This is a genomic window from Jatrophihabitans sp., from assembly GCA_036389035.1.
GTDB lineage: Bacteria > Actinomycetota > Actinomycetes > Mycobacteriales > Jatrophihabitantaceae > Jatrophihabitans_A.
In genome coordinates this window covers 19,430-45,775 of the sequence record DASVQQ010000012.1, presented here as the reverse complement: position 1 = coordinate 45,775, position 26,346 = coordinate 19,430, and the positions used below count along the sequence as shown (strand labels likewise).

23 protein-coding genes are annotated in these 26,346 nt (G+C 70.5%); 9 read left to right on the top strand and 14 right to left on the bottom strand.

The features are described 5' to 3' along the window. Window positions 1–14: 14 nt before the first annotated feature. Complete coding sequence (locus VF557_10360) at window positions 15–830, bottom strand: dihydrofolate reductase family protein (GenBank protein ID HEX8080600.1); 816 nt, start codon at window positions 828–830, stop codon at window positions 15–17. A gap of 191 nt (window positions 831–1,021) precedes the next feature. Here VF557_10360 and VF557_10355 point away from each other — a divergent pair, with 191 nt between their 5' ends. Genes VF557_10355 through VF557_10335 form a run of 5 tightly spaced genes read left to right on the top strand, consistent with a single transcriptional unit; the run spans window position 1,022 to window position 5,490 of the window. Further along, window positions 1,022–1,489 carry a GreA/GreB family elongation factor gene (locus VF557_10355; protein HEX8080599.1) on the top strand — a complete coding sequence of 156 codons (468 nt, stop codon included), beginning with the start codon at window positions 1,022–1,024 and terminating at the stop codon, window positions 1,487–1,489. A 41-nt stretch (window positions 1,490–1,530) separates the two neighbouring features. Then, entirely contained in the window at window positions 1,531–2,394 is an 864-nt protein-coding gene (locus tag VF557_10350; GenBank protein ID HEX8080598.1) for a PPK2 family polyphosphate kinase, read from the top strand. 46 nt (window positions 2,395–2,440) lie between these two features. Then, a complete protein-coding gene (gene uvrB / locus VF557_10345; GenBank protein HEX8080597.1) occupies window positions 2,441–4,588 on the top strand; it encodes an excinuclease ABC subunit UvrB in 2,148 nt (715 codons plus the stop codon). 21 nt (window positions 4,589–4,609) lie between these two features. Further along, a complete protein-coding gene (locus tag VF557_10340) occupies window positions 4,610–4,771 on the top strand; it encodes a VOC family protein (protein HEX8080596.1) in 162 nt (53 codons plus the stop codon). Then, window positions 4,768–5,490 carry a DUF2993 domain-containing protein gene (locus VF557_10335; protein HEX8080595.1) on the top strand — a complete coding sequence of 241 codons (723 nt, stop codon included), beginning with the start codon at window positions 4,768–4,770 and terminating at the stop codon, window positions 5,488–5,490. The genes VF557_10340 and VF557_10335 overlap by 4 nt, the downstream gene beginning before the upstream one ends. Here the strand turns inward: VF557_10335 and VF557_10330 are convergent. The 5 genes from VF557_10330 to VF557_10310 form a co-directional block, all read right to left on the bottom strand. Next, on the bottom strand, window positions 5,483–7,393 hold the full coding sequence (locus tag VF557_10330) for an ABC transporter ATP-binding protein (GenBank protein ID HEX8080594.1): 1,911 nt from the start codon (window positions 7,391–7,393) through the stop codon (window positions 5,483–5,485). The two genes, VF557_10335 and VF557_10330, sit on opposite strands and share 8 nt — an antisense overlap. A gap of 39 nt (window positions 7,394–7,432) precedes the next feature. Next, entirely contained in the window at window positions 7,433–10,297 is a 2,865-nt protein-coding gene (locus VF557_10325; GenBank protein ID HEX8080593.1) for a type 2 lanthipeptide synthetase LanM family protein, read from the bottom strand. Between the two features lie 17 nt (window positions 10,298–10,314). Further along, window positions 10,315–10,485 (bottom strand): DUF6229 family protein, encoded by a 171-nt coding sequence (locus VF557_10320; protein HEX8080592.1) that lies wholly within the window; start codon window positions 10,483–10,485, stop codon window positions 10,315–10,317. Between the two features lie 152 nt (window positions 10,486–10,637). Then, complete coding sequence (locus tag VF557_10315; protein HEX8080591.1) at window positions 10,638–11,525, bottom strand: carbohydrate kinase family protein; 888 nt, start codon at window positions 11,523–11,525, stop codon at window positions 10,638–10,640. Window positions 11,526–11,541: 16 nt separating this feature from the next. After that, complete coding sequence (locus VF557_10310; GenBank protein HEX8080590.1) at window positions 11,542–12,453, bottom strand: pseudouridine-5'-phosphate glycosidase; 912 nt, start codon at window positions 12,451–12,453, stop codon at window positions 11,542–11,544. 39 nt (window positions 12,454–12,492) lie between these two features. Between VF557_10310 and VF557_10305 the strand changes: the two genes are divergently transcribed. The 3 genes from VF557_10305 to VF557_10295 all read left to right on the top strand — a co-directional run bounded on the left by VF557_10305 (window position 12,493) and on the right by VF557_10295 (window position 14,998). Continuing rightward, window positions 12,493–12,927: a VOC family protein gene (locus VF557_10305; GenBank protein ID HEX8080589.1), complete on the top strand. Its 435-nt coding sequence runs from the start codon at window positions 12,493–12,495 to the stop codon at window positions 12,925–12,927. A gap of 242 nt (window positions 12,928–13,169) precedes the next feature. Beyond that, entirely contained in the window at window positions 13,170–14,564 is a 1,395-nt protein-coding gene (locus tag VF557_10300) for an O-antigen ligase family protein (protein HEX8080588.1), read from the top strand. Beyond that, entirely contained in the window at window positions 14,561–14,998 is a 438-nt protein-coding gene (locus tag VF557_10295) for a hypothetical protein (protein HEX8080587.1), read from the top strand. The genes VF557_10300 and VF557_10295 overlap by 4 nt, the downstream gene beginning before the upstream one ends. Before the next feature lie 156 nt (window positions 14,999–15,154). Here VF557_10295 and VF557_10290 read toward each other — a convergent pair whose 3' ends face one another. From VF557_10290 to VF557_10265, 6 genes are all read right to left on the bottom strand, one after another. Continuing rightward, complete coding sequence (locus VF557_10290; GenBank protein ID HEX8080586.1) at window positions 15,155–15,442, bottom strand: antibiotic biosynthesis monooxygenase; 288 nt, start codon at window positions 15,440–15,442, stop codon at window positions 15,155–15,157. A 44-nt stretch (window positions 15,443–15,486) separates the two neighbouring features. After that, the gene (locus VF557_10285) at window positions 15,487–16,920 is read right to left on the bottom strand and encodes a transaminase (GenBank protein ID HEX8080585.1); all 1,434 of its coding nucleotides are present in this window, start codon (window positions 16,918–16,920) and stop codon (window positions 15,487–15,489) included. 34 nt (window positions 16,921–16,954) lie between these two features. Then, complete coding sequence (gene fahA, locus VF557_10280) at window positions 16,955–18,175, bottom strand: fumarylacetoacetase (protein ID HEX8080584.1); 1,221 nt, start codon at window positions 18,173–18,175, stop codon at window positions 16,955–16,957. Then, entirely contained in the window at window positions 18,172–19,047 is an 876-nt protein-coding gene (locus VF557_10275; protein HEX8080583.1) for a hypothetical protein, read from the bottom strand. The genes fahA and VF557_10275 overlap by 4 nt, the downstream gene beginning before the upstream one ends. Continuing rightward, the gene (locus VF557_10270; GenBank protein ID HEX8080582.1) at window positions 19,044–20,246 is read right to left on the bottom strand and encodes a cupin domain-containing protein; all 1,203 of its coding nucleotides are present in this window, start codon (window positions 20,244–20,246) and stop codon (window positions 19,044–19,046) included. The genes VF557_10275 and VF557_10270 overlap by 4 nt, the downstream gene beginning before the upstream one ends. Window positions 20,247–20,391: 145 nt before the next feature. Further along, the gene (locus VF557_10265) at window positions 20,392–20,946 is read right to left on the bottom strand and encodes a nitroreductase (GenBank protein ID HEX8080581.1); all 555 of its coding nucleotides are present in this window, start codon (window positions 20,944–20,946) and stop codon (window positions 20,392–20,394) included. A 166-nt stretch (window positions 20,947–21,112) separates the two neighbouring features. Between VF557_10265 and VF557_10260 the strand changes: the two genes are divergently transcribed. Next, complete coding sequence (locus VF557_10260; GenBank protein HEX8080580.1) at window positions 21,113–21,673, top strand: flavin reductase family protein; 561 nt, start codon at window positions 21,113–21,115, stop codon at window positions 21,671–21,673. Here the strand turns inward: VF557_10260 and hrpA are convergent. After that, the gene (gene hrpA, locus VF557_10255; GenBank protein ID HEX8080579.1) at window positions 21,653–25,759 is read right to left on the bottom strand and encodes an ATP-dependent RNA helicase HrpA; all 4,107 of its coding nucleotides are present in this window, start codon (window positions 25,757–25,759) and stop codon (window positions 21,653–21,655) included. The two genes, VF557_10260 and hrpA, sit on opposite strands and share 21 nt — an antisense overlap. Before the next feature lie 22 nt (window positions 25,760–25,781). Further along, entirely contained in the window at window positions 25,782–26,342 is a 561-nt protein-coding gene (locus VF557_10250; protein ID HEX8080578.1) for an RES family NAD+ phosphorylase, read from the bottom strand. Window positions 26,343–26,346: the final 4 nt, after the last annotated feature.

Genomic DNA, 26,346 nt, shown 5'->3' with positions numbered 1-26,346 from the left:
CGCCCGGCCAGGCCTCAGGTGGCGCCTTCTGCCGCCGGGCGCTCGAGGAGGTAGCGGCAGAACAGCGCGCTGTCCTCGGTGAGCAGGCCGGTCAACCGCAGCCGGGGAGTCAGTTCGGCAGGCCACGGCTGGCCGGTGACGATCCGCGGGCCGTCCGGCCCGGTGAGCATCGGTGACACGGTCAGGCACAGCTCGTCGACGGCGCCGCCGGCCACCCCGGCCGCGAACAGCCGGGGGCCGCCCTCGCAGAGGATCCGCTGGTAGCCCAGCTCGCGCAGCCCGGCCACCGCGCCGGCGAAGTCCACCCCGCCGTCGGCGTCGGAGGGCGCCTGCACCAGCTGCAGCCTGGTCTGCTCGGTGCCGGCGAGGTCGATGATGTCGGTGCGCGCGCCCATCGGCGCCGCCGATCCGGTGACCACCAGGGTCGGGGCCTGCGTGGCCGCCGAGAACAGCGGCACGGACAGGTCCAGCTGCAGGCTGGCCGACATCACCGCGATGGCCGGCACCTCTTCAAGCCCCAGCCCGGCCCGGATGGCGCGCCGCCGCGCGGACGGGCTCGCCGGGCGGTAACCCTCGGCGGCGGCGGTCGCGGCTCCGACCAGGATCACGTCGGCAAGGTCGCGCAGCACCGCGAACACCGCGTTGTCACCGGGGGTCTGCAGCCCGCGGGACAACCCGGCCGCGGCGGCGGCGCCGTCGGCGCTGCACACGAAGTTGACCCGGACGCCCCCATCGGGCAGCCAGCCTTCGGCGTAGTGGGCGTGCAGGTCGACGGAGGCCTCGGAGGCCGCCGCGTCGGGCGGGGAACCGGCGGATAGCAGTGCGCGCATGGCTGCTATCTCAACACAATCCAGGCTCAGCGCCGTTCAAGCCCGCGGCCTCGCCACGCTCATTTCGGGCCTCGGGGGCGCATCTTCGAAATTGCTCGTCACATTCAGGAACGATTTCCGCGGGTACGGAGTTGCTAAAGATTCAGACTAGTCAGCCGACTAATGTGCTTATTACGACACAAGGACTCTCCATGACGATGATCGTGCCTTCCCTCTCACCGTCAGCCCATGCCGCCCTGATGGCTCGGTTGGAAGACCTCAAAGCACAGCGGGTGCAGACCGCGCTGGAGAGCATTCCGCCCGGCGGCTCCGGCGACGCGGCCGACCACGCCGGCAACGTCGAGGCGCTGATCCGCCTCGGCGAGCTCGACACCCGGATCGCGGCGTTGCAGGTGCAGCTGCAGGCGCCGATCGCCCAGGCCTCCGCCGGGCAGGTGGCCGAGATCGGCAGCCTGGTGACCCTGCGGTTCTCCGACGACGACGAGGACCAGCAGTTCCTGATCGGCCTGGTCGAGCAGGCCGGCCCCGGCGTCGAGGTGATCACCCCGACCAGCCCGCTGGGCGCGGTGCTGCTGGGCGCCCAGCCCGGCGCCGAGCTGACCTACCGGGTCGCCAGCGGGGCGAGCATGACGGTCACGCTGGTCGAGATCGCCGCCTGAGCACTCCACGGGCGCGCCCGCCCAGGCCGTAGGGTGGCCCCATGACCCCAGCGCCAGTCCCGAAGGCCATGTCGCTGCGTGAGGCGCTGCGGGTCGCCGAGGGTCCGGTCACGCTGCTCGGCTATGACCCCGCCAGCAAGCCGATGTCCCCGGGGTCGAAGGTCAAGGCGCTGGCCGAGCTGGCCACCACCGGCGAGGTGCTGGCCAGCCAGCAGGAGATGCTCTACGCCAACGGCGTCAGCGGTGACCCGCGTCGGGTGCTGCTGGTGCTGCAGGGCACCGACACCTCGGGCAAGGACGGGGTGGTCCGGCATGTGGTGGGCCAGGTCGGGCCGGCCGGGGTGAGCATCAAGTCGTTCAAGCGGCCGACCGCCGAGGAGGCGGCGCACCACTTCCTCTGGCGGATCGGCCGGGCGCTGCCGGCAGCCGGCATCATCGGGGTCTTCAACCGCTCGCACTACGAGGACGTGTTGGTTCCCCGGGTGCACGGCAGCATCGACGCCGACACCTGGGCCGAGCGGATCGCTGACATCAACGCCTTCGAGCAGCAGCTGGCCGACTCCGGCACGGTCCTGATCAAGTGCTTCCTGCACATCAGCTACAGCGAGCAGCGCAAGCGGCTGCTGGCCCGGCTGGACGATCCGAGCAAGCACTGGAAGTTCAACCCGGCCGACATCGACGAGCGGGCCTACTGGTCGGACTACCAGAGCGCCTACGCCGCCGCGATCGCCGCCACTTCCACCAAGTCCGCGCCCTGGCACATCGTCCCCAGCGACACCAAGTGGTATCGCAACTGGGCGGTGAGCCAGTTGCTGCGCGACGCGCTGCTCGGGCTGGACCTCAGCTACCCGCCGGCGGACTTCGACATCGAGGCCGCCCGGGTGCGGTTGCAGCCGCCGTTCTGACTTAAGTGCCCCGCCGGTTGTCAGAGCATGCTCGTACTCTGAACGCATGCGGGTAGACAGCGACATCATCCCCTCGAGCGGCAAGTTCGAGGTCATCAGCGACTTCACGCCCTCGGGTGATCAGCCCACCGCGATCGCCGAGCTGGAGAAGCGCATCAGGGCCGGCGAGAAGGACGTGGTGCTGCTCGGCGCGACCGGCACCGGCAAGTCCGCCACCACCGCGTGGCTGATCGAGCGACTGCAGCGGCCGGCCCTGATCATGGCGCCGAACAAGACGCTGGCCGCCCAGCTGGCCAACGAGCTGCGCGAGATGCTGCCCAACAACGCCGTGGAGTACTTCGTCAGCTACTACGACTACTACCAGCCAGAGGCCTACGTCCCGCAGACCGACACCTACATCGAGAAGGACTCGGCGATCAACTCCGAGGTCGAGCGGTTACGGCACTCGGCGACCATGTCGCTGCTGACCCGCCGGGACGTGGTGGTGGTGGCCACCGTCTCCTGCATCTACGGCCTGGGCACCCCGCAGGAGTACGTCGACCGGGCGGTCCGGCTGCGGGTGGGCCAGCAGATCGAGCGCGAGAAGATCCTGCGAGGTCTGGTCGGGGTGCTCTACGCCCGCAACGACATCGCCTTCACCCGCGGCACCTTCCGGGTCCGCGGTGACACCGTCGAGGTGTTCCCGGTCTATGAGGAGCTGGCGATCCGGGTCGAGATGTTCGGCGACGAGATCGAGCGGCTCTACTACCTGCACCCGCTGACCGGTGAGGTGATCCGCGAGGTCGACGAGGTCTTCATCTTCCCGGCGACCCACTACGCCGCCGGCCCCGACAAGATGGAACGGGCGATCGCGGGCATCGAGAAGGAGCTGGAACAGCGCCTGGAGGAGCTGAACAACCAGAACAAGCTGCTCGAGGCCCAGCGGTTGAAGATGCGCACCAGTTACGACGTCGAGATGATGCGCCAGGTCGGCTTCTGCTCGGGCATCGAGAACTACTCGCTGCACATCGACGGCCGCCAGCCGGGCAGCGCGCCGAACTGCCTGCTCGACTACTTCCCCGAAGACTTCCTGCTGGTGATCGACGAGTCGCACGTGACGGTGCCGCAGACCGGTGGCATGTACGAGGGCGACATGTCGCGCAAGCGCACCCTGGTCGACCACGGTTTCCGGCTGCCCAGCGCGATGGACAACCGGCCGCTGAAGTTCGAGGAGTTCGTCGAGCGGATCGGCCAGACCGTGTACCTGTCGGCCACCCCCGGCAACTACGAGCTCGGCCGCACCGGCGGCGAGTTCGTCGAGCAGGTGATCCGGCCGACCGGGCTGGTCGATCCCGAGGTGGTGGTCAAGCCCACCAAGGGCCAGATCGATGACCTGGTGCACGAGATCCGGGTTCGGGCCGAGAAGAACGAGCGGGTGCTGGTCACCACCCTGACCAAGAAGATGTCCGAGGACCTGACCGACTACCTGCTTGAACTCGGGGTCCGGGTGCGCTACCTGCACTCCGAGGTCGACACCCTGCGCCGGGTCGAGCTGCTGCGTGAGCTGCGGATGGGCGAGTACGACGTCCTGGTCGGCATCAACCTGCTGCGCGAGGGTCTGGACCTGCCCGAAGTGTCGCTGGTGTCGATCCTCGACGCCGACAAGGAGGGGTTCCTGCGTTCGGGCACCTCGCTCATCCAGACCATCGGCCGAGCGGCGCGCAACGTCTCCGGGCAGGTGCACATGTACGCCGACAAGATCACCCGCTCGATGGCCCAGGCGATCGACGAGACCAACCGGCGCCGGGCGATCCAGGTCGCCTACAACACCGAGCACGGCATCGACCCGCAGCCGCTGCGCAGGCGGATCGCCGACATCACCGACATGCTGGTCCGCGAGTCCGAGGACACCGAGGAGTTGCTGGCGACCGGGGGATCGGGCCGGTCCCAGTCGCGGGGCAAGTCCCCGACACCGGGGCGCTCCGGTCGTGGCGCCGGAGCGGTCGGCGTGGTCGGGGTCGGCGCCCATGCCGACGGCAAGCTCGACGTGGCAACGCTGCCGCGCGCCGAGCTGGCCGACCTGATCCAACAGCTCAACGAGCAGATGATGGGCGCTGCCCGCGAGCTGCAGTTCGAGGTGGCCGCCCGGCTTCGTGACGAGATCAGCGAGCTGAAGAAGGAGCTCCGCGGCATGGACGCAGCCGGCGTCCGGTGAGCTTGCGGGCTGGGCGTCAACGTGGGCGCCGGGCTGGACGGCGACGCGCGCAAGGCAGCCGTTCGCGAGCATGCGCACCGCCTGGTGGCTGCAGGCGCCACACTGGTGGCCGAGCGCGATGAAGCCATGAGCTGGTGGATAGTCCTCACTGATCCGGAAGGCAACGAATTTTGTCTGCAGTGAGGCCAGCGCGGCCTGCCAGGTCGAGATCGCTCCTGCGTGGCCTGCTCGTCTTCGCCCTCGTCCTGGCGGTGCTGGTCGTCGCGGCTGACCGGATCGGCCTGCTGGTGGCAGAACGGCAGATCGCTTCCAAGGTGCAGTCGTCCCAGAACCTGAGCAACCGGCCTTCGGTCGACATCGAAGGCTTTCCCTTCTTGACCCAGGTGCTGGCCAATCACTACCCCGCCGTGCGGCTGCAGGCTCAGGACATGGCGGTCGGTGACCGCGACCGCAAGGTCCGGTTGGCCGATCTCGATGCCCACCTGCGTGACCTGCGCACCATCGAGAGGTTCTCCGGCGCGACCGCTGAGACGGCCAGCGGCACCGCGCTGCTGACCTATCAGGAGCTGTCCCGGGCCCTCGGTGTCGAGCTCGGCTACGCCGGCGGCGGCCGGGTGCAGGCCAGCAGCTCGGTCGAGGTGCTGGGGCAGAAGATCACCGGCACCGCCAGCGCCGAGGTGGGCATCAAGGGCGGTGACGAGCTGACCTTCTCCTCGATCCGGGTCGGGGTGCCGCAGGCCGGCATCGCGGTGCCCGAGCAGCTCACCGACCAGTTCAGCTCGATCTTCGCCAACAAGCTGTCACTGCGCGGCCTGCCCTTCCACCTGCAGATCCAGAACCTGGTCGCCACCGCTGACGGCGTCCGGATCTCGGCGACGGCCCGCGGCCTGACGCTCAGCTAGGGCTCTCACCCTCAATGCTGCCGGCTGCTGAGGCGGCCAGGCCAGAGCGCAGCAACTCCTGCTGCAAGTTATACAGCTCAGCGTAATGGCCGCCGCGGGCCAGCAATTCGGGATGAGTGCCCCGCTCGACAATGCTGCCCCGGTGCAGCACGCAGATCAGATCGGCATGCTGCACGCTGGCTAGCCGGTGCGTGATCAACAAGATCGTCCGGCCGTCGGCGAGCCTGCGCAGCGCGTCATAGACCGCACGCTCGGCCCGGGCGTCCAGCGGGGCCGTCGGTTCGTCGCAGATCAGCACCGGGGCGTCCCGGAACAAGCCGCGCGCGATCGCCATCCGCTGCCACTGGCCGCCGGAGAGCTCCTGGCCGTCCCGGAACTCCCTGGACAGCAGGGTCTGCCAGCCGTTGGACAGGACGGCCACCACCTCGTCGGCACGGGCCTGCTCAGCCGCTTGGCGAAGCAACGCGTCGTCCGGATCGTGCCGATCGTGGCGGCCGAGCCGGACATTGACGCGTGCGGTGTGCGGCCACCGCAGCGGGCTTTGGGAGACCATCACGATCCGGTCGGCGACACCGGACCTGTCGAGCTCGGTCAGCGGCCTGCCATCCCAGCGGATCTCGCCCGAGGTAGGCGCGTACAGGCCCGCGATCAGCTTGGCGAGCGTGCTCTTGCCCGAGCCGTTCTCACCCACCAGGGCGATCGTCCGTCCGGCGTCGACGCACAAGCTGACATCCGAGATCGCCTCAGTGCCGGGACGACCGCCCGGATAGCTGAAGCTGACCCGGTCGAGGTCGATCCGTTGAGGGTCGGCGGTCACCGGGGTGCCGTCCCGGCGTGGGATGCGCCGGCCTGCGGTGGTGAGGAAGTCCTGGTAGTCACCGACGAACAGGCCTTGCTCGAACAGCTGATTCACCGCGACCACCACCCGGCCGAGCGCGCTGGTGGCCACCCGGATCGCGATCGCCGAACCGCCTGCCACCGCTAACGGGATCCAGCCGGCGTGCAGCAGCAACCCCAACATCACGAAGGTGGCCGCGGTGCCGGCGCCGGCCAGCGCCCGGCCCAGCGCGCGGGACCGCGCCTGGGCCGTCTCGATCCGCGTCTCCTCGGCACGCAATGTCTCGGTGACCTGCCGGTACTCGGCGAGGACGAACGGCTCGGCCTGATAGGACCGCAGCTCGGTGGCCGCGGCGCGGTCGGTGAGCAGCTCACCCAGCATCCACATCCGGCGGCTGAGGGTGGTCATCCGAAGCCTGCCCAGGTACCCCAGCCGGGCGGCGCGCAGCACCGACCATGCTTCGGGCACGACACTGAGCACCAGCACCGCGACCAGCAGCGGGTGCAGGATCAGCAGGGTGCTGGCGGCGGCGAGCATCCCCACCGCGGCCGCGATCAGTTCGACCAGGCTGGTGACCGAGCGGTCCAGGTGCAGCAGGCCCCGGTCACGCGCCCGGTGCAGCCGGTCATAGAAGCCGTCGTCGTCGAAGGCGGCCAGCTCGACCCCCACCGAGGCCTCCATCAGCCTCATCGCGGACAGCCTGCGCACAGCCGGCCCCACCCGGGCCTTGGCCAACCCCACCGCGGCCTCCAGCCCGCCCCAGGCGCTGTAGATGACTGCCACCGCGATCAGCGCCGGCGTGGCTGCCGCGACCCGCTCGGAGGTGGGGCCGGCGGTCAGCAGCCGGTCCAGCACGGCAGTCGTGGTCAGCAGCCCGAAGGCCGACACCACCCCGGCCAGCAGCTGCAACACCAGGATGCTCACCGCCGCACCCGGCGCTGCCCGGAACACCATCGCCAGGATTGGACGGGTCGAGCGTGGCAGTTCGCGCACCATGGCAGCCAGGCGTGGCGCGGTGTCGGCGCCGGTGTCCAGCGCCCAGTACGGGGGTGCGACGTCTGCCATCCCAGCGGCTGGCTCGTGGTCGCTCACAGGCGCCAGACCTCAGCTAGGGACCAGGAGTGACGGCAGTTCCGATCGCGGGCCCATCCGGAGCAGCTGATAGGCCACCCCGCCGAGCCCAGGCATCAGGCCTGGACAGAAGGCAGCCCGGGCCAGGCCACTGGCCGGACCGTACTTCTCCAAGCTGCCGATGATGTAGGCCGACACTGCGAGTGAGTCCAGACCGGCCGGGGCCGCGCCCAGCTTCAAGGCGCTGTTCAGCAACTCCCAGCAACCGAGGTCGCCGTGGCAGAGAGTGTGGTTCCAGCCCATTCCGCGCGTCCAGCACGCGCTGGCGGCTCGCCGGACGGTCTCCAGGTGCTGAGCCGTGTCGCCGAAGCCGCGCTCGATCAGATCGGCCGAGGCCAGCCCGATGCCAGTGGCGCCGTGGCACCACGCCATCCCGACGCCCGTCTCCTCGCGCACGTCCCGCCAGCTGCCCTCGACCGGATCCCACAGGGTCTGTTCGAAGGCGAACGCCGCTTCGGCCAGAGCGGCGAAGTCGTTACGCCCGGTGGCCTGGCTGAGCCGGGCCAGTGACCAGCCGATGCCGGTGGCGCCATGCCCGAAGCCGCCGAGCCCGGCCGGCCACAGCGGGGAGCGCCAGCGAGCCAGGCCGCTCTCCAGCAGGGCCAGCTCGACGAGTTGCTCGCCGGCGGTGATCGCGAGCTCGAGCCACCGGCTTTCCGATGTCAGAGCAGCCATCCGAAGCGATCCGATGACAGCGCCGGCCCGGCCGCCGAGCAGGTCGGAATCAGCAGCTTCGGCGAGCGCCTCGGGCAGCAGCTCGGCGGCCCTGGCTGAACGGTGGCTGGACTCAGCCGGATCGACGGCCCCCAACTCGGCCAGCAGGGACCAGCACCAGATCTGGGAGTGCAGCCCGACGTAAAGGCCTGGCGGCTCGGGCCTGGTGCGGTATCCCGACTGCTGGCTGGTGTGTTTGAAGTCATCAGCTGCTCGCATGCTGGCAATGGTGGCCGCCAGCAGGTCCGGCAGGCCGGCGACCGGCAGCGCCCGGCCAGCAGCCACCTCCCGCAGGTAGCCGGCCATCAGCACCGCGATGCCCGGCGCGCCGGAGTAGCCATCCATGCTCATCGGTTGCACCGACCAGCCGGTCTGGTTCATGACCGGCGCGATCCAGGTTGCCGTTCCGTCCTTGCCACGTAGGGCAGTGGCGACCAGACGGCCCAGGATGTCAGCGGTCAGCCGCCGCCGACGCCCGTCCAGCGCGTCGGTGACCGGCCGCTCCACCGACATCGGCGTCTTGGATGGCATGAAGCCGTCGTTGATGTAGGCGCAGACCAGTGAGGACTGGATCAGCTCGTGCTCGACCTGCTGATCGGCTGACCGCCAGCGGTCGAGGGTTTCGGCCAGCACGTCGCGCGGCTCGCCCCAGCTGGTGTTGCGCGGTCCGCGCAGCCAGCCGGTGCCAGGGGTGGTGGCGAAGAACGGGATGTCACCTTCGAGCAGCTCGGCTACCTCAGCGGCGATGACCGCGCGATCGCTCGGCGCCGACAGGATCGTCTCGCTCTGCTTGGCGAGCAGTTCAACCGCCTTCGCCACCGCGGTGGTCTCGTCGTGCAGGGACACCGGGTGCCACAGCATCCGGCCCAGCTCGGCGTAGGCCTCGGTGGAGCGCAGCACTGCCCGGATATCGACATCGTTGAACGCGGCGAAGGACGACTGCAGCCAGCCGGACTTGTCCAGGGCAAGCAGCCGGTCGGTCAGCTCGTCGAAGCCCTCCAGGACGTTCGGCCAGTAGACGTCGAGGTCGGGGCTGGAGCTGGGGTGGTTCAACGCGACCGGCTCCGGCACCGGCGCCATCGCCAGTCGTGCCAGATCAGTGCCGGCATCGACGATCGTCGGCGCATGCATCATCGGCTGCTGGCCAGGCAACGCGCCCGCCGCTGAGATGTCCACGCCTCGCCAGCCCAGGCCGACCCCCCGGTTGGGGAGCAGTCCGGACTGCAGCACGGTACCCGTCAACATGACCGCTGCCTGATCCAGGGCGTCGCCCATCCCGGCCGGCTTGAAGGCCTGGTTCGGCGTGAACAGCGTTTCACAGTCGATCACCACTGGCGTCGGACCGGACGCGATCAGGTTCTCGGCGTGCAGATCGGTGGTGCCGAAGAGCCTGGCAAGCGCGAGCCAGTGCCCCAGACGCGTGTAGTAGGTGCGAAGCTCGGCGGCTGATTCGCAGTAGCGATGTTCGACGAATTCCGAGAATCCGTACGTGCCGCACAGGATCACCTCGGGGACCCGGATCCGGTCCATAGCCGGGGTCGAGTCGAACAACCGGCTCAGGAAAGTGGCGATGGCCGAGTCGACTCCCAGTGATCGAGGCTTGTAGATCAACCGCCGACCCTGCAATTCCAGCATCACCACCGAACGACCACCCCGATGGCTGTCACCCTCGCCGAAGCTCACCTTGCTGAGCTCACCGGCCTGTGGAACCAGCGTGCCGAGCCGGCTGCGATTGGCGGCGAAGCGACGCGCGAGCTCTGCCGCCGCCGAGAGCCGCCCGCCGATCACGGCCTCCAGCCGGGGGAGCAGCGTGGGGTAGTGCGGGGTGAGTGAGTCCCAGAAGCCCCGGTGCGCGGATCGTTCGAGGAACTCAGACCAGCGACCCGCGCTGTCCGGCGCCTGCAGGCTGCCGGTGACTCGGGCGGCATTGAGTTCCAGCAGCAGCAACCGGCTGACCTTGCGGCGCACCGCGTCGGTGATCGATGCCGAGGCGCCGGCCAGCACCGCCTGCCGCTCACCGGCGCCGAGGAGGGTGACGTGCTGCAGCTCGACGGCCAACTCAGTGAGTGCCGGGTCGATGAGGCAGCGAAAGCTGGAGTCGAAGTCACCCTCCTCGGTTTCCACGGACGCTCAGCCTTGAATCAACAGCACTGGGCAGTGCGGGAGGCCGAACACCACGAGCACGAGCTCATAAGCGGGTCCGAGCTCGTCAGGTCGGCTTCGGCGAACGGGGTGGAGAACAGCGGACCGGCCGGGTTGTCCTCGGCGCTGGTGCGCCATGCGGCAATGAGCGAGTCGGAACTGGTGATCATGACAACTCCTTAGGAGAGAAGGATGGTTCCACTTGTGAGAAGGAACCAACCTTCACGTTAAGAGAGCTGCATAAACCGGACAATAGGCTTAATGTCCAGGCAAGTAGGCTTTCCGTCTCTGTTCGGGCATCCGCGCCTGCCGAGCGGCAAACTCAGGGTCGTCCGCCTAGCCGGCCGACCGCCGTCGCGCCGAGCCGGTTCCCCTCGACCAGCGCCTCGATCAGCTTGGCGCCATTCCACAGCGCCGCCAGCAACCCGGCGGCGAAGGCATCGCCGGCTCCAGTGGTGTCCAGCACCTCGGCAGGCTCGGCGGCCGAGTGCCAGCGTCCGGCCGCGGTGGCCAGCACGCTGCCCGCGCTGCCGCGCTTGAGCACCACGCTCAGCTGCCGGGCCACCAGGGCTTCCAGGCCCGCGTCCTGGTCGCCGGCGCCGGTCAGGGCGGCCAACTCGTCGGTGTTGGCAAGCAACAGCACGCCGGGCTCGAGCCAGTCCAGGAACCGCTGTGCTCCGAGCGCCAGGATCGGCCCGGCCGAGGCCGCGTCCACCGACACCGAGGCGCCGACCGAGCCCGCCAGTCGCAGAGCGAACAGCGCCGCCGCTCGGGAGCCGGGGTTCAGCAGGGTGTAGCCGGACAGGTGCAGGTGATCGGAAGCCGTCAGCAGGTCATCTCCCAGGTCGGCCGCGCTGAGGGTGGCGTTGGCGCCCGCCGAGGGCACCATGGTGCGCTCGCCGTCCGGGCTCACCAGCACCAGGCAGATCCCGGTCGCGGTGTCCGGATCTGTCGACACCTCGGTGATCACGCCGTGCGAGCGCAGCGCGGCGACCGCGTCCTGGCCGAACGGATCGTCGCCGACCCGGCCGGCGAACACGCACGGCACCCCCTGCTCGGCCAGCCAGGCCGCGGTGTTGGCGGCCGAGCCGCCGTGGCCGAAGCTGATCGGCGCCGGGGTGTCCGAACCCATCGCCAGCGGGCCCGGCAGCGCCGCCGAGATGTCGAGCATCACATCGCCGACGCAGACCACCCGCCCGCCTGGCCCCATCAACCGCACCGCCGGATCACCCGGCGGCCGAGGCCGCGTAGGCCACCGCGATCTCGGCCGCGACCCGGGCGTTGTTCAACACCAGCCGGACGTTCGCCCGCAGCGAGGCGCCCTCGGTCTCGCGGTGGAAGAACTCCAGCAGGAACGGCGTCACCTGCTTGCCGGTGACCCCGCCGCGGCTGAGGGCCGTCAGGCCGGCGGCCAGGGTGCGGTCGTGCAGTTGCCGGTCCAGCTCGTCGGCGGCCGGGATCGGGTTGGCCACGATCAGCCCGAACCGGTCGGTTCCCAGCTCGGTCCGGGCCCGCATCACGGCGGCCACCTCAGCGGCCGAGTCGACCCGCCAGTCCAGCCGGTGCCCGGAGTCGGCGAGGTAGAAACCGGGAAAGGCGTCCGTGCGGTAGCCGAGGACGCCGACGTTCAGCGTCTCCAGCCGTTCCAGGGTGGCCGCCACGTCCAGGATCGATTTCACCCCGGCGCAGACCACGGTGATCGGCGTCCGGGACAGCGTGCCCAGGTCGGCGGACTCGTCCCAGGACTCGCGGGCCTGCCGGTGCACGCCGCCGAGACCGCCGGTGGCGAACACCGCGATGCCGGCCCGCGCGGCCAGGTGCGCGGTCGAGGCCACCGTAGTGGCGCCATTTCCCTTGCGAGCGGCGATGGTCGCCAGGTCGCGGACGCTTACCTTCACCACGTCGTCGGAGGCCGCGATCACCCGCAGCGCCTCATCGTCCAGGCCGACCCGTGGCCGGCCGTCGACGACCGCGATCGTCGCGGGCACCGCGCCGGAGTCGCGGACCGCCTGCTCGATCTCGCGGGCGATGTCCAGGTTGGCCGGCCGGGGCAGCCCGTGGCTGATGATCGTGCTCTCCAGCGCCACGACCGGACGGCCGGCCGCGAGCGCGGACGCGACTTCGGGGTGTACCTGCACGGTGCGTTTCCTCGATCCGGTAGAGATGAGGTCATGCCGGTGAGCACGACTCTGGATCACGTCACGATCGTCGCCGAGGACTTCGAGGCCAGTCGGGCAGTATATGACGCCTTGCTGGGCTGCCTCGGCCTGGTCCCGACCGTCGACTTCTCCGACCCCGAAGGCGACTCCGACGACACCGGCACCGTCGCGGCGGTGGGCTACGGCAGCTCCGCCGGTCGGCTGGTGCTGTGGCTGGTGGCCGGTCCGGCCCCGACCAGCGGCGCGCATCTGGCACTGGCGGTCACCGAGCCGGCGCTGGTGCGCCAGGTGCACGCAGTGGCCCGGGACGCCGGCATCCCGGTGGTGCAGGCGCCTCGGGACTGGGAGTCCGCTCAGCTGGACTACTACGGAACCCAGTTCACCGACCCGGCCGGCAACCTCATCGAGGTGCTGTTGCGCCAACCCGGCAGCGCCCGCCCGGCCATGCCCTGAAGCCGCTGACCCTGAAGCCGCTGACCCTGATCCGCCACGATCTGATCCGCCACGATCTGATCCGCCCCGATCTGATCGCTACGACCTGCTCGCTCCGACCTGCTCGCTACGTCCTGATCGTGACTAGGGCCCATCACGCGAAGAACTTTCGTTATGGGATAGACACATAGCAAAGCAACGGATCCGGGTAGTTGCGACTCTTTAGCTACATGCAATGTATAGAGCCGGCCGGACGTGCTCCGGTGAGCGTGCCGACGCCCGCGCGGTGGGTCATCAGCCCGCAGTGGGGAGCTCCGCTGCTGCTCGCGGCTCTCAGCGTTTCCCTTGTCGCGCAAGGGGCTTTCTACCCGCGAGCGCAGCTCTGGGTGGCCGCGTTGCTGGGTGCGGCGTTGCTGGCGCTACCCGGCTTGCACCGGCTCGCGCGTGCGGACCGCCCGGTCACGCTCGCGCTGGCCGGCCTGGCGGGGTGGGCGGTGATCGGCGCGGCGCTGCATCACGATCCACGCGCGGCTGTTCCCTACCTCGCTCTGCTGATCGGGATACTCGCAGTCTTCATAGCGTGTCGCGGGCTGGACGCCGGCGCCCGTGACCTGGTGCTGACCGGACTCGTCGGCTGCGGGGTGCTGATCGCGCTGCTTGGCTGGCTGGGACTGGCGCTGCACTGGCAACGGTGGACCTGGCAGGGCCAGGGGTTGTGGCGGGCCTCGTCGACCCTCACTTATCCGAACGCAACGGCGATCATCCTGGCGATGCTGGCCTTGATCACGTTGGCCTGCCTGACCGAAACGCCGCGCTCGACGCGGCTGGCGCTCGGCACGACCGTGTTGCTCACCGGGCTGATCGCCACCCTCAGCCGCGCCGGCCTGATGGCGGTGGCGGTAGGGCTGCTGGTTCTCGCCGCCGCGCGCGGACCACGGGCGCTGCTGCGTGCCGGGTGGGGACCGGTGCTCGGGGCGGTGGTCGCGGCGTTCGGACTGGTCCCCACCATGACGGCGAGCAGTCCGCGGCCGGTCCTGGCCGGGATGGCCCTTGCCGCCGGCCTCGCGATCAGCGTTGGTGCGACGGCTCTGCGGCCCAGCCGACACAGCCCGTTCAGCCGGTACAGCCTGGTCGCCGTCGGCGGCCTGGCGTTGCTGGCACTCGGATTCAGGTTGCCGGGGTGGAGCGGCGTCACGGCTGTCACCGGCGCCCGGTTGACCGTCGATGACCCTGAGCGGGCTGCCTCGTTCCATGCGGCTCTAGAGGTTTTTCAACAGCACTGGCTGATCGGCGCCGGGCCCAGCCTGCCCAGCCTGACCTGGGCCCCGGGCACCGGTAGCAAGGTTTACCGCTACGCCCACAACGAGTACCTGCAGGTGCTCGCCGAACTCGGCATTGTCGGGGGAGTACTGCTGGCCACGCTGCTGGTGACCCTCCTGCGGCGGCTCTACCAGCGCCGCCGGACCGGCGGGGCGGTGAGCGCGGGCGCCCTGGCGGCAACTGCCGCGCTGGCCTTTCACGCCGGCTTCGACTTTGTCTGGCATATCCCGGCCATCCCGCTATTGGCAGCGGCACTGGTCGGTCTGGCCTCACCGGAAGCGCCGGCTGGCCGCATCACCCAATCAGCGGGGGAGACTTCGCGGAAGGAGTTCCGATGAACACCAACAAGATGAAGGCAGGCGTGATCGGCGTCGCACTGGTCGGCGGGACCGCGCTCGCGCTGCTCAGCCCCAGCTCACCGGCGGTGGCGTACTACTCCGGCGGCCTGCACCTCGACGTCACCCCACTGTCGCCGGCCAGCCTGGTCAGCCGGGGCGCGGCGGTCGACGTGCCCGTCGACGTCTACTGCAACGCCACTTACGCCGAGGTGTACCTCAGGGTGACCGAGCGGGTCGGCAGCGCCACTGCTGTGGGCGCCACCTACCAGCGGGTCTCCTGCACCGGAAGCCACCAGCGGATCCTGATGCGGGTCACGGCGAGCCCTGGCAAGGCGTTCGCCAAGGGGACGGCAGTCGCGACCGCGGAGATTTGGGGCTGCCGGAACCACTGCGGCGACGAGATGAACAGCGTGACGATCGAGATCACCAGGTAGGCGCAGGGTGTTCCGCGGTGGCGTCGCTCGGGGGACGACGCCACCGCGGTGCCCAGCCGCAGCGCCGTCGCCTGAGTGCTCAGTTGGTCTGTCTGATCAGACATTCGACAAAGCGGAGTTTCCGGTGTGCCGACAGCCTTTGCGGGTTTGGCTGCCTCAGCCCACGTCGGTGAAGTGCTCCACGTGCGGCGGCTGGGCCAGGTGCGGACCGATCCCGGAGCGCCAGACCGGAAACCGGTCCGAGTCCCGGAACGCCTGGTGGGCTTCCAGGGACTCCCACTCGACCAGCAGCACGAAGCGGGTGGGGGTCTCGACCCCGTGCGTCATCCGCAGGCTGAGCAGGCCGGCCGACTCGCGCAGCACCCCGACGACGCCGCGGTAGCCGGCCTCGAAGGCGGCCTCGCTGCCGGGCTGGACGTCGATCAGGGCGATTTCGAGGACCATGTGCTGATCCTGGCAGACCGGGCCAGGACCGACGCGGCCGGGACTCAGCGTCCGAGCAGGTCCGAGACGGCGGCGGCGAACAGCTCGGTGTGCAGGTCCACATCGGCCACTTCGGTCGCCGGGCACATCAACGCCATGTTGTGGAACGGCGTGAGCAGCACGCCCCGATTGGCCAGGTACAGGTGTAGATACTCGTCCAGCTCGGGGTCAGCCGCCGCCGCGGAGTCGTTGCCGGTGCGGGGCGCGGGCGAGCTGAACCGGTACTCCGCGCGGGCGCCGAGCCGGCTGATCGACCACGGCAGCCGGTGCTCGTCGATGCTGGCCTGGACCCCCGCGGTGTAGCGGGCGGCCAGCTCGCCCATCTTCTCGAACGCCTGCTCGGTCAGCACCTCGGACAGGGTGGCTCGCATCGCGGCGGTCGACAGGGCATTGCCGGCCAGCGTGCCACCGACGCCACCCACGTCCACGATGTCGGCGGCGCCGCTGCGGGTGTGCTCGGCCAGGCGGGCGGCGACCTGCTCGGTGATGCCGTACGCGCCGCACGCCACGCCACCGCCGATCGACTTGCCCACCACCACGATGTCGGGCCGCAGTCCTTCGGTCGCGGTCATGCCGCCCGGCCCGGCCGACAAGGTGTGCGTCTCGTCTATCAGCAGCAGCGCGCCGTGCTGGCTGGCCAGCCGGCGCAACCCGTCCAGAAACCCCGGCTCGGGCAGCACGATGCCGATGTTGGTCAGCGCGGGCTCGGTGACGATCACCGCGACGTCGCCATGCTCCAGGCCGGCCCGCACCGACTCCAGGTCGTTGAAGTGGGCGACCCGGGTGGTGCTGGCCGGATCGACCGCCGGTCCGACGTTTCCCGGCCGTGACCGGACGTCGCCGGCGTCGTCGAGAATCGCGAAGGTCTCATCGACGCTGCCGTGGTAGCAGTAGGAGAACACCAGGATCTTGCCGCGTCCGGTGACCAGCCGGGCCAGCCTGATCGCCCAGCGGTTGGCGTCGGTGGCCGACAGCGAGAACGACCAGTACGGCAGGCCGAACCGCCGGGCCAGCTCGGCGGCCACCCATTCGGCGTCCTCGGTGGGCAGCATGGTGGTGATGCCGCCTTGCTGCCTGGCCCGGCGGTTGATCGCCGCGGTCACGGCCGGTGCCGAGTGCCCGGCCATCGCGCCGGTGTCGCCGAGCGCGAAGTCGGCGTAGCGATGGCCGTCGACGTCGGTGACCCGCGCGCCGGCGGCGGTGTCGAGATAGAGCGGGAAGCCACCGGACCACTTGCTCATCCAGGTCATCGGCACCCGCCCGATCAGGTGGTCGGCCTGGTCGAACAGGGCTCTGGACGTCGGGTGGTCGGCGGCGTAGCGCTCACGCTCCCGCGCGGTCAACCGGCGCAGCCGGTCGCGCGGCACCGGCTCATCGCCGCGCGGGGCATCGCGGCGCGGCTTATCGCCGCGTGGGGCATCGGGGTTCGGGGCGGCCATGCTGCCTCCAGCCATCACGAGAACTCCAGCAGGACTAGTCCGACAGGGCCGGGGTGATCCGGCCGCGCACCTCGGCGATGCCGATCCGGACGCCGTCCGGACCGGGCGCGGTGGCGGTCATCACCACCTCGTCACCATCGGCCAGGAAGCTGCGCTGCGACCCGTCGGCCAACTCGAACGGTTGGCTGGCGCCCCAGCTGAGCTCCAGCAGGCTGCCCCGCTGGTCGCGCTCGGGCCCGCTGACGGTGCCCGAGCCGTACAGGTCACCCGGTCGCAGCGAGGCCCCGTTCACCGTCAGGTGCGCCAGCATCTGGGCCGCGGTCCAGTACATGGTGGCGAACGGCGGCCGGGAGATCAGCTCGCCGTTGAGCCGCACCTCGATGCTCAGGTCCAGGTTCCAGGAGTCGCCGGTGTCATCGAGGTAGGGCAGCGGCGCGGGATCGCGCGGCACGGCGGGCACCCGGGCCGCCTCCAGCGCGGCCAGCGGGGTGATCCAGGCCGAGATCGAGGTGGCGAACGACTTGCCCAGGAAGGGCCCTAGTGGCACGTACTCCCAGGCCTGGATGTCGCGGGCGGACCAGTCGTTGAGCAGCACCACCCCGAAGACGTGCCGGGTGAAGTCCGCGATCGGCACCGGGCGGCCCTGCGGCGAGCCGGGGCCCACCACGAAACCGACCTCGGCCTCGATGTCCAGGCGCTGGGACGGCCCGAACTCCACCCCGTCCCCGGCCTTGCGCTGGCCCCGAGGTCGCCGGACGTCGGTGCCCGAGACCACCACGGTGCCGGCCCGGCCGTGGTAGCCCACCGGCAGGTGCTTCCAGTTCGGCAGCAGTGAGTCGCTGTCGGGACGAAGCATCTGCCCGACGTTGCGGGCATGGTTCTCCGAGGCGTAGAAGTCGACGTAGTCAGCCACCGAGAACGGCAGCACCGTCGGCAGGCCGGCCAGCGGCACCAGCATCGGTTCGAGCTGCTCGCGGTAGGCCTCGTCGGTCAGCCAGCTGGTGACCGAGGCGCGCACGTCCAGCCAGCTGTCCGGGCCGGCCGCCAGGAACGTGCCGAGGTCCGGGCCCGCGAACAGCCCGGCGTGCTCGGGCAGCAGCGCCCCGGTGGCCGGGCGCAGCAGCAGCGCCGACTCACCGATCCGGACGGCCGGCTGCGGCTCGCCCGCGACGACCACCACGCCGTAGGGCAGCGTGGCGACTCCGAACGGGTGATCGGCCGCGTTGGCCGCCCCGCCCAGCCAGGTCTCGGTCATGCGGCGCTCACCAGTCTCAGGTCGGTCAGGTCGGTCAGGGGCTCGAGGATGCTGCAGCTGCCGATCGAGGCGAACTGGGCGCGGACGGCGACGACCTCGGCGTCGGACAGGCCACGGGCCTGCTCGGCCAGCACGGCGCCGTCCCGGACGGCCAGCGGGCCGGATGCCGCGCCGCCGGTCTGGGCGGCGTGCACGGCGAGCAGGACGTTGAGAAAGCCGTGATGGGCCCAGCCGGTGGCCTGCTCGACGTGGCCGACGGCGTTGTGCAGGCCCGCGGTGCACTTGAACCGGACGCCGGCCCCGACCGCCGCCTCGATGGCGCCCGCCAGCGCCCAAGTGTCGGGGAAGGCATCGGCCGTGGTGCCGCCGGTCCGCAGCTTGAGCCCGAGGCCGGCCTGCCGCAGCGCCGCCGCCAGCTCCCGGTCCACCTCGGCGACCGGGACCTCGGCGAACACCGCGATGCCCCGCTGCGCGGTCCGGGACAGCTCGTCCAACGCCGCGGGCAGTTCGGCCGCGGAAACCGGAAGCTCGACAGCGCTGATCCGCAGCCGCGGCAGGCCCTCGGCGACGGCGAAGGCGGGCGCCAGTTCGGCCGGCCCGCCGGGAACCGTCATCGAGACCTGCGGCATCGAGACCGCCAAGTTCGAGGACGCGGGCGCGGAGATCTCCGGCGAGGACATCACCGCCGCGGCCAGCGCGCCGTCGAGTTCAGCGAGCCGGCCGGCCGGGCAGACGAACCGGGCCACCAGGTCGGCGTACCACTCGCGCTGGTAGCGGGCATGGCCGGTGATGGCCTCGGCCATCGGCGCGTTGCCCGGCGGAAACAGCGCCGCGTCGTCGAACAGGCCTGAGAACAGCGGCGGAACGCTCACCCACGACCGCCGGACCAGCTCCAGGCATAGCGGCCGTCGTCGGCGGCCTGGCCGCCCTCGCCGAGCTCCAGGGGCCGGAACGTGTCCACCATGACCGCCAGCTCGTCGAAGAACTCCGCGCCGATGCTGTTCTCGTAGGCGCCGGGCTGCGGGCCGTGCGAGTGGCCGCCCGGGTGCAGCGAGATCGAGCCGGGGCCGATTCCCGAGCCCTTGCGGGCCTCGTAGTTCCCGGCGACGTAGAACATCACCTCGTCGGAGTCCACGTTGGAGTGGTAGTAGGGCACCGGGATCGACAGCGGGTGGTAGTCGACCTTGCGGGGAACGAAGTTGCAGATCACGAAGTTGGCGGCCTCGAACACCTGGTGCACCGGCGGCGGCTGGTGCACCCGTCCGGTGAGCGGCTCGAAGTCGGAGATGTTGAAGGCGTAGGGGTAGAGGCAGCCGTCCCAGCCGACGACGTCCAGCGGGTGGTGGGCGCTGACGTGGACGGTGCCGGCGATGCCGCCGACCGCGGTGGGATCGCGGTGCTTGATGTAGACCGGCACGTCGCTGCCCTCGCCGAACAGCGGCTCGGTCGGCCCGCGCAGGTCCCGCTCGCAGTACGGGGCGTGCTCGAGCAGCTGACCGAACCGGGACAGGTAGCGCTTGGGCGCGGTGATGTGGGAGTTGGCCTCGATGCAGTACAGCCGCAGCGGCTCATCGCCGGTGGGCAGCCAGCGGTGGGTGGTGGCGCGCGGGATGATCAGGTAGTCCCCGGGGCCGACCTCCAGCGCCCCGAACACCGTCTCGACCCGCGCCGTGCCGGACTGGACGAACACGCACTCGTCGCCCACGGCGTTGCGGTAGAACGGCGAGGGCCGGCCCGCCAGCACGTAGCTGATCCGGACGTCGGCGTTGGCCAGCACCAGCCGCCGGCCGGTGACCGCGTCGATGCCGGCCGCGGCCTCGGCGTCGAACAGCGACGGCAGCACCAGGTGCCGGGGCAGCAGCGGGCGGTTGGCGATCCGGCGCTGGTCGGGCAGCTGCCACTCGGAGGCCTCGGTGATCGCCGACGGGATGTTGCGGTGGTAGAGCAGCGAGGAGTCCGAGGAGAAGCCCTCCTCGCCCATCAGCTCCTCGAAGTACAGGTTGCCTTCAGGGTCGCGGTGCTGGGTGTGCCGCTTGTGCGGAACAGCTCCCACGCTGCGGTAGTGCGCCATCTGTCGGACTCCTTTGTCGCCGCTCGTGCACCCCAAACGTATCGCGCAGGGCTGACGAGGGTGTAGACGCGCCGTGCCGCTCGACCGCGTGCGCCCGTCGTGAGCCTAGGTGGGCCTAGGAGGGTCTAGGTGGGCCTAGGAGGGCCTAGGAGGGCAGCGGGGAGATCTTGCCGGTGACGTCAGGATCCGGCCGGGTGTCGGGCGCGAGCTCGGTCCGGCCGCCGATGTAGAGCCAGCCCCGCAGCTGCTCGCCGTCGCCGACCCCGATCACCCGGCGCACCTCGGCGAGCTCGATCGCCGGCCCGGTGCGCCACATGGCCGTCCAGCCGGCCTCGAACAGCACCAGCTGCAGGGTGCTGACCAGGGCGGCGGTGGCCGCCAGCTGCTCCCAATCAGGCACCTTCGGGTGCTCGACCGGGGTGCTGATGATGCTGAGCAGCAACGGGGCGCGCAGCGCCTTGGACGCCGTCCTGGCCGCTTCGGGGGTGCCCGGCGGGTCACCGAAGCCGGCTGCCATGGCGGCGCCGAGCCGGTCCCGGTCGCTGCCGCGCACCGTCACCAGCCGCCACGGCCGCAGGCCGGCATGGTCGGGGCTGTGCGCCGCCAACGCCAGGTAGCCGTAGAGCTCGGCGTCGGAGGGGGCGGCCTCGGTCACCGGGGCCGTGCTGCGGCGAAGCCGGACTGCGTCGATCAGTTCCATCCATGGTCCTTACTCCTCCGGGCCGCCCCGTTCGGCAGGCTCAGGTGGCAGTGCGCGGCCGCTCGGCGCACCCACTCGACCACGCAGCCTAAACGCCTGCCGGCCCACCGGACGTGGGGCAGGCTGTGATAGGCCTCTCCAGCCCTGGCTGGCTAGTCTGGCGTTCGTGAACGACGACATGGTTGCGGCCTTTCGACCAGATCTGCGTGGTCCGGACGCCGACCTGTTGCGGCACGTCCTGGGGCATTACCCGACCGGCGTCGCGGTGATCACCGCGCACACCGAGCACGGCCCGGTGGGCATGGCGATGAACTCCTTCACCTCGCTGTCGCTGCAGCCGCCGCTGGTGCTGTTCTGCCCGGCCGCCTCCTCAGCCACCTGGCCGGTGCTGCGCGAGGTCGGCAGCATCGCGATCAACGTGCTGTCGGCGGGGCAGGAGGCGGTCAGCCGCCGGTTCGCCGCCAAGGCCGTGGACCGGTTCAGCGGGGCGTCCTGGTCGGTCGGTGAGAACGGCGCGCCGCTGCTGCACGACGCGCTGGGCTGGCTGGAGTGCACCGTCCAGAGCGAGTCCGAGGCCGGTGACCACACCGTGGTGATCGCCGAGATCGAGCGGATGAACGTGCACTGGGAGATCACCGAGCCGCTGGTGTTCTTCCGCGGCAGGTACTACCAGGGGATGGTCGAAGCGGTCGAGTCAGAGATCGCGTCAGCTGAGGAAGTGCGCTGACTCGGCCGACTCTTCCAACGCGTCCATCGCGCTCTGGATCCGCGGCACCGACACCGGGTAGGCCGTGCCCAGCTTCTGGGCGAACAGGCTGACCCGCAGCTCCTCGATCATCCAGCGCAGCTCGGCCACGCCGTCAGCATCCTCACCGAGCTTGGCGCGCAGCTCGGCCAGGTCGCGGCAGACCACCTCGACCTGGGCCTGGCGGTCCCGGTCGCGGGCCAGGTTGCCGGGCGCGTCGGTGAGCCGCTGGGTCATCGCCCGCAGGTAGCGCCGCAGTTGCGGCAGCTGGGCCGCGCCGGTGTCGGTGACGAAGCCGGCGTAGATCAGGCCGTCCAGCTGGGCCCGGACGTCGGCTGCCACCGGTTTCAACGCCGGGGTGGTGCACGCCTCCAGCGCGACCTCCACCTCGTGCGCCGCGGCCATCACCTTCTCCACGACGGCCACGATGCCGGCCGCGGTGGCCGGCAGCTCGGCGCTGACCTGCTTGCGCAGTTCGAGAAAGCCGGCCCGGTCCCAGCGCGGGCCGCCGGCCGCCGTCATCAGCTGGTCCACCGCGGCCGCGACGCAGTCGGCCAGCAGCGCGGCCGGCGAGCCGTGCGGGGTCCGGCTCAGGGTCAGCCGCTGCTGCAGGCTCAACCCCCGGATCAGGTGCTTGACCGGCGAGGGCACGGTGTTGACCAGCAGCTGCCGGGTGCCGGCCCACATCTGGCGCCGCTGCTTGGCCGCCGAGTCCAGCACCCTGATCGCGACCCGGTCGCCCTCGGCCACCAGCGCCGGGTAGCCGGTGACCGGGTAGCCGGCGACCTCGCGCCGCACCGAGCGGGGCAACTCGTCGAAGTCCCAGTCGGCCAGCCGGTCGCGGGCCAGGTCGGCGGTGACGCTTTCCAGGGTCGCGGTGACGGCCGGGGCGAACCGGGCCTGCAGCTCGGCCAGGTCCTTGCCCTGACCCAGCACCGCCCCCTGCTCGTCGAGCACCTGGTAGGTCGGGCGCAGGTGCACGGGCAGCTTGTCCAGGTCCCAGGCGTCCTCGGGGATGTCGACGGCCCGCAGCTGGCGCAGCTCGGCGCTCAGCACCTTGGTCAGCCGGGCCGCCGAGCCGCCGACGTCCTCGGGCAGCGCCGCGACCAGGGCCGCCGCGGTGTCGGGCACCGGGACCACCGAGCGCCGCAGCTGCTTGGGCAGGGTGCGCAGCAGCGCGGTCACCAGTTCGGTCCGCAGCCCGGGCACCTGCCAGTCCAGGCCGGCGGCGGTGGCCTCGTTCAGCACCGGCAACGGGATGCCCACCGTGACGCCGTCGGTGGCCGCGCCCGGCTCGAAGCGGTAGCTCAGCTCCAGCTGGTAGTCACCCGAGCTCCACCGGTCCGGGAACTGCTCGGCCGAGATCGACTCCGCGCCGGGCCGGACCAGCTGGCTGGTGGACAAGTCGAGCAGGTCCGGTTGTGAGTGGCGGGCCTTCTTCCACCAGGCGTCGAAGTGCCGCCCGGTGACCACTGAGGCGGGGATCCGCTGGTCGTAGAAGGCGAACACCGACTCGTCATCGACCATGATGTCGCGGCGGCGGGCCCGGTTCTCCAGGTCCTGCACCTCTTCCACCAGGGCCCGGTTGGCGGCGAAGAAATGGTGCCGGGTCTGCCAGTCGCCCTCGACCAGGGCGTGCCTGAGGAACAGCTCCCGGCACAGCTCGGGCTCGATAGCGGCGTAGCCGACCTTGCGGGCCACCACCAGCGGCACCCCGTACAGGGTGACCCGCTCGTAGGCCATCACCGCGCCCCGGTTGCGCTCCCAGTGCGGCTCGCTGTACGTCCGCTTGACCAGGTGCGGGGCCAGCTCCTCGGCCCACTCGGGTTTGATGCCGGCGTTCACCCGGGCCCACAGCCGCGACGTCTCGACCAGCTCGGCCGCCATCACGTAGTCCGGCTGCTTCTTGAACAGCGCCGAGCCGGGGAAGATCGCGAACCGGGCGTTGCGGGCCCCGAGGTAGTCGCGGCGGGCGGGGTCCTTGAGGCCGATGTGGGACAGCAGGCCCGACAGCAGGCTGCGGTGCACCTGCTCCTCGTCGGCCGGCTGGTCGCCGATCCGGACGCCCATCCCCTTGACGATCTGGCGGAGCTGGCCGAACAGGTCCTGCCACTCCCGGATCCGCAGGTAGTTGAGGTACTCGGTCCGGCACATCCGGCGGAACTGGCTGGAGGACAGCGACTCCTGCTGCTCGCGGACGTGCCGCCACAGGTTGAGGTAACCGGCGAAGTCCGACTTCGGGTCGGCGAACCGGGCGTGCTGCTGGTCGGCGGCCTGCTGGTGCTCGACCGGGCGTTCCCGCGGGTCCTGGATGGACAGCGCCGCGGCCAGCACCAGCACGTCGCGCACGCAGGCCCGCCGGTCGGCTTCGATGATCATGCGGGCCAGCCGCGGGTCCACCGGCAGCTGGGCGATCTGGCGTCCCAGCTCCGTGAGTTTGGGTTGCTTGGGCTGTTGCTGTTGCGCGCCCGGCTTCCCGGCGGTCTGCAGCGCGCCGAGTTCGGTGAGCAGCCCGATGCCGTCGGCGATCTGGCGCGGGTCGGGCGGGTCGAGAAAGCCGAACTGCTCGACCGGGCCGAGTTCGAGCGAGGCCATCTGCAGGATCACCGAGGCCAGGTTGGTGCGCAGGATCTCGGGGTCGGTGAACTCCGGGCGGGACTCGAAGTCCTCCTCCGAGTACAGCCGGATGCAGATGCCTTCCGAGGTCCGCCCGCAGCGGCCGGCCCGCTGGGTGGCCGACGCTCGCGAGATCGCCTCGATCGGCAGCAGCTGGACCTTGGTGCGCTGGCTGTAGCGCGAGATCCGGGCGGTGCCCGAGTCGATCACGTACTTGATGCCGGGCACCGTCAGCGACGTCTCGGCGACGTTGGTGGCCAGCACCACCCGCCGGCCGCGGTGGCCGGCGAACACCCGGTGCTGCTCGGCGGCCGAGAGCCGCGCGTACAGCGGCAGCACCTCGGTGTCAGGCAGCTTCAGGGCGTTGATCGCGTCGGCGGTGTCACGGATCTCGCGCTCCCCGGACAGGAACACCAGCACGTCACCGGCCGGCTCGCGGCGCAGCTCGGTGAGCGCGTCGCAGATCGCGGTGACCTGGTCGCGGTCCTCGTCGTCGGATTCGGGGTCGACGATCGGGCGGTACCTGACCTCGACCGGGTAGCTGCGTCCGGACACCTCCACCACCGGCGCCTCATCGAAGTACTCGGCGAAGCGCTGCGGGTCGATGGTGGCCGAGGTGATGATCAGCTTCAGGTCGGGCCGGCGGGGGAGCAGTTGCTTGAGGAAGCCCAGCAGGAAGTCGATGTTGAGGCTGCGCTCGTGCGCCTCGTCGATGATGATCGTGTCGTAGGCGCGCAGCATCCGGTCGCGCTGGATCTCGGCCAGCAGGATGCCGTCGGTCATCAGCTTGACCAGGCTGGTGTCGCTGACCCGGTCGGTGAACCGGACCGCGAAGCCCACCGTCGCGCCCACCTCGGTGCCCAACTCGTCGGCGACCCGCTCGGCGACCGCGCGGGCGGCGATCCGCCGGGGCTGGGTGTGCCCGATCATGCCCTTGACGCCGCGGCCGAGTTCCAGGCACAGCTTCGGGATCTGGGTGGTCTTGCCCGAGCCGGTCTCGCCGGCCACCACGACCACCTGATGCTCGCCGATCACTTTCAGCAGGTCCTCGCGGCGCTGGCTTACCGGCAGGTCTTCCGAGTAGCTGATCTCCGGCACGGCGGCCCGGCGCTGGGCGAGCCGGTGCTCGGCCCGCTCGACGTCTTTGGCGAGCGCTTGTACTCGGTCGGGGCTTGAGCTGCTGCCGGCCAGCCGGCGGCCCAGCTGGTGCCGGTCGCGGGGGCCCAGCTCGTCGATCCGGCGGGTCAGCTCGCGGACCTGCTCGGCCGTTGCCGGGGTAGCGGCGGCGGCACGTTCGGACTTCGGCCGCTCAGACTTCGGTCGGTCCGACCTCGGGTGCTTGGATTTCGAATCCTCGGATTTTGGCTGTTCGGTCCTAGGCCGGCGGGACGGTCCTGACCGCCGTGGCCGGGGTGGCCGGGACGGCTCGGGCGGCTGCGCTGGCGAGGACATGTGATTTCCCAGCGTAGTGCCGCTAGATGAAGGTTTTTCCGAGACTGCGGGCGGCGTCCGCCACCGCAGGGTGGTTGACATCCAGGAAATCCCAGTCGACCAACTTGTGGATGGGGGCCTCTCCGCGGCTGTACCAAAGTCCGTAGACGGTCCAGTGTGGGCGTTGAAATGACCACCACTGAACGCCGGCCCACTGGCGGGCACCGGTGTCCTCACTCTCCTTGAAGATGTCCAGCGCCCAGGATTGAGTAACCGCACGGCGGCGGGCGATGACCTGGGTTGGACGAAGCCGGCGCTCGTAAAGAGCCTTGGGGTCGTCGAGGTCAAGCAGGTTGGCGGAGTCGGGAAGTTCGAAGATGCCTAATACCCGCAGTGCGTTCGGTAATGCTGGGAGTTCAAACATGTCATCGCCCCACGTGGTGAGGTCTCCGAAAACCTCGCCCACTGCCGCCTCGGGGGTCGCAGCGAAGTACCACGTGTCGTATGAGGCCGGGTTGTCGAGACGGCCTTGTCCTTGGGGCTTGTGGAGATACTCGGGATGGCCTGGCTCGCCTGGCAGGGCGTCCTCGTCAAAGGGAAACACTCGA

Excerpts from the sequence above, each read along its gene's own strand:
- VF557_10360 (HEX8080600.1), bottom strand. The coding sequence starts at position 830 with ATGCGCGCACTGCTATCCGCCGGTTCCCCGCCCGACGCGGCGGCCTCC.
- VF557_10355 (HEX8080599.1), top strand. The coding sequence starts at position 1,022 with ATGACGATGATCGTGCCTTCCCTCTCACCGTCAGCCCATGCCGCCCTG.
- VF557_10350 (HEX8080598.1), top strand. The coding sequence starts at position 1,531 with ATGACCCCAGCGCCAGTCCCGAAGGCCATGTCGCTGCGTGAGGCGCTG.
- uvrB (HEX8080597.1), top strand. The coding sequence starts at position 2,441 with ATGCGGGTAGACAGCGACATCATCCCCTCGAGCGGCAAGTTCGAGGTC.
- VF557_10330 (HEX8080594.1), bottom strand. The coding sequence starts at position 7,393 with ATGGCAGACGTCGCACCCCCGTACTGGGCGCTGGACACCGGCGCCGAC.
- VF557_10320 (HEX8080592.1), bottom strand. The coding sequence starts at position 10,485 with ATGATCACCAGTTCCGACTCGCTCATTGCCGCATGGCGCACCAGCGCC.
- VF557_10315 (HEX8080591.1), bottom strand. The coding sequence starts at position 11,525 with ATGGGGCCAGGCGGGCGGGTGGTCTGCGTCGGCGATGTGATGCTCGAC.
- VF557_10295 (HEX8080587.1), top strand. The coding sequence starts at position 14,561 with ATGAACACCAACAAGATGAAGGCAGGCGTGATCGGCGTCGCACTGGTC.
- VF557_10290 (HEX8080586.1), bottom strand. The coding sequence starts at position 15,442 with ATGGTCCTCGAAATCGCCCTGATCGACGTCCAGCCCGGCAGCGAGGCC.
- VF557_10285 (HEX8080585.1), bottom strand. The coding sequence starts at position 16,920 with ATGGCCGCCCCGAACCCCGATGCCCCACGCGGCGATAAGCCGCGCCGC.
- fahA (HEX8080584.1), bottom strand. The coding sequence starts at position 18,175 with ATGACCGAGACCTGGCTGGGCGGGGCGGCCAACGCGGCCGATCACCCG.
- VF557_10270 (HEX8080582.1), bottom strand. The coding sequence starts at position 20,246 with ATGGCGCACTACCGCAGCGTGGGAGCTGTTCCGCACAAGCGGCACACC.
- VF557_10265 (HEX8080581.1), bottom strand. The coding sequence starts at position 20,946 with ATGGAACTGATCGACGCAGTCCGGCTTCGCCGCAGCACGGCCCCGGTG.
- hrpA (HEX8080579.1), bottom strand. The coding sequence starts at position 25,759 with ATGTCCTCGCCAGCGCAGCCGCCCGAGCCGTCCCGGCCACCCCGGCCA.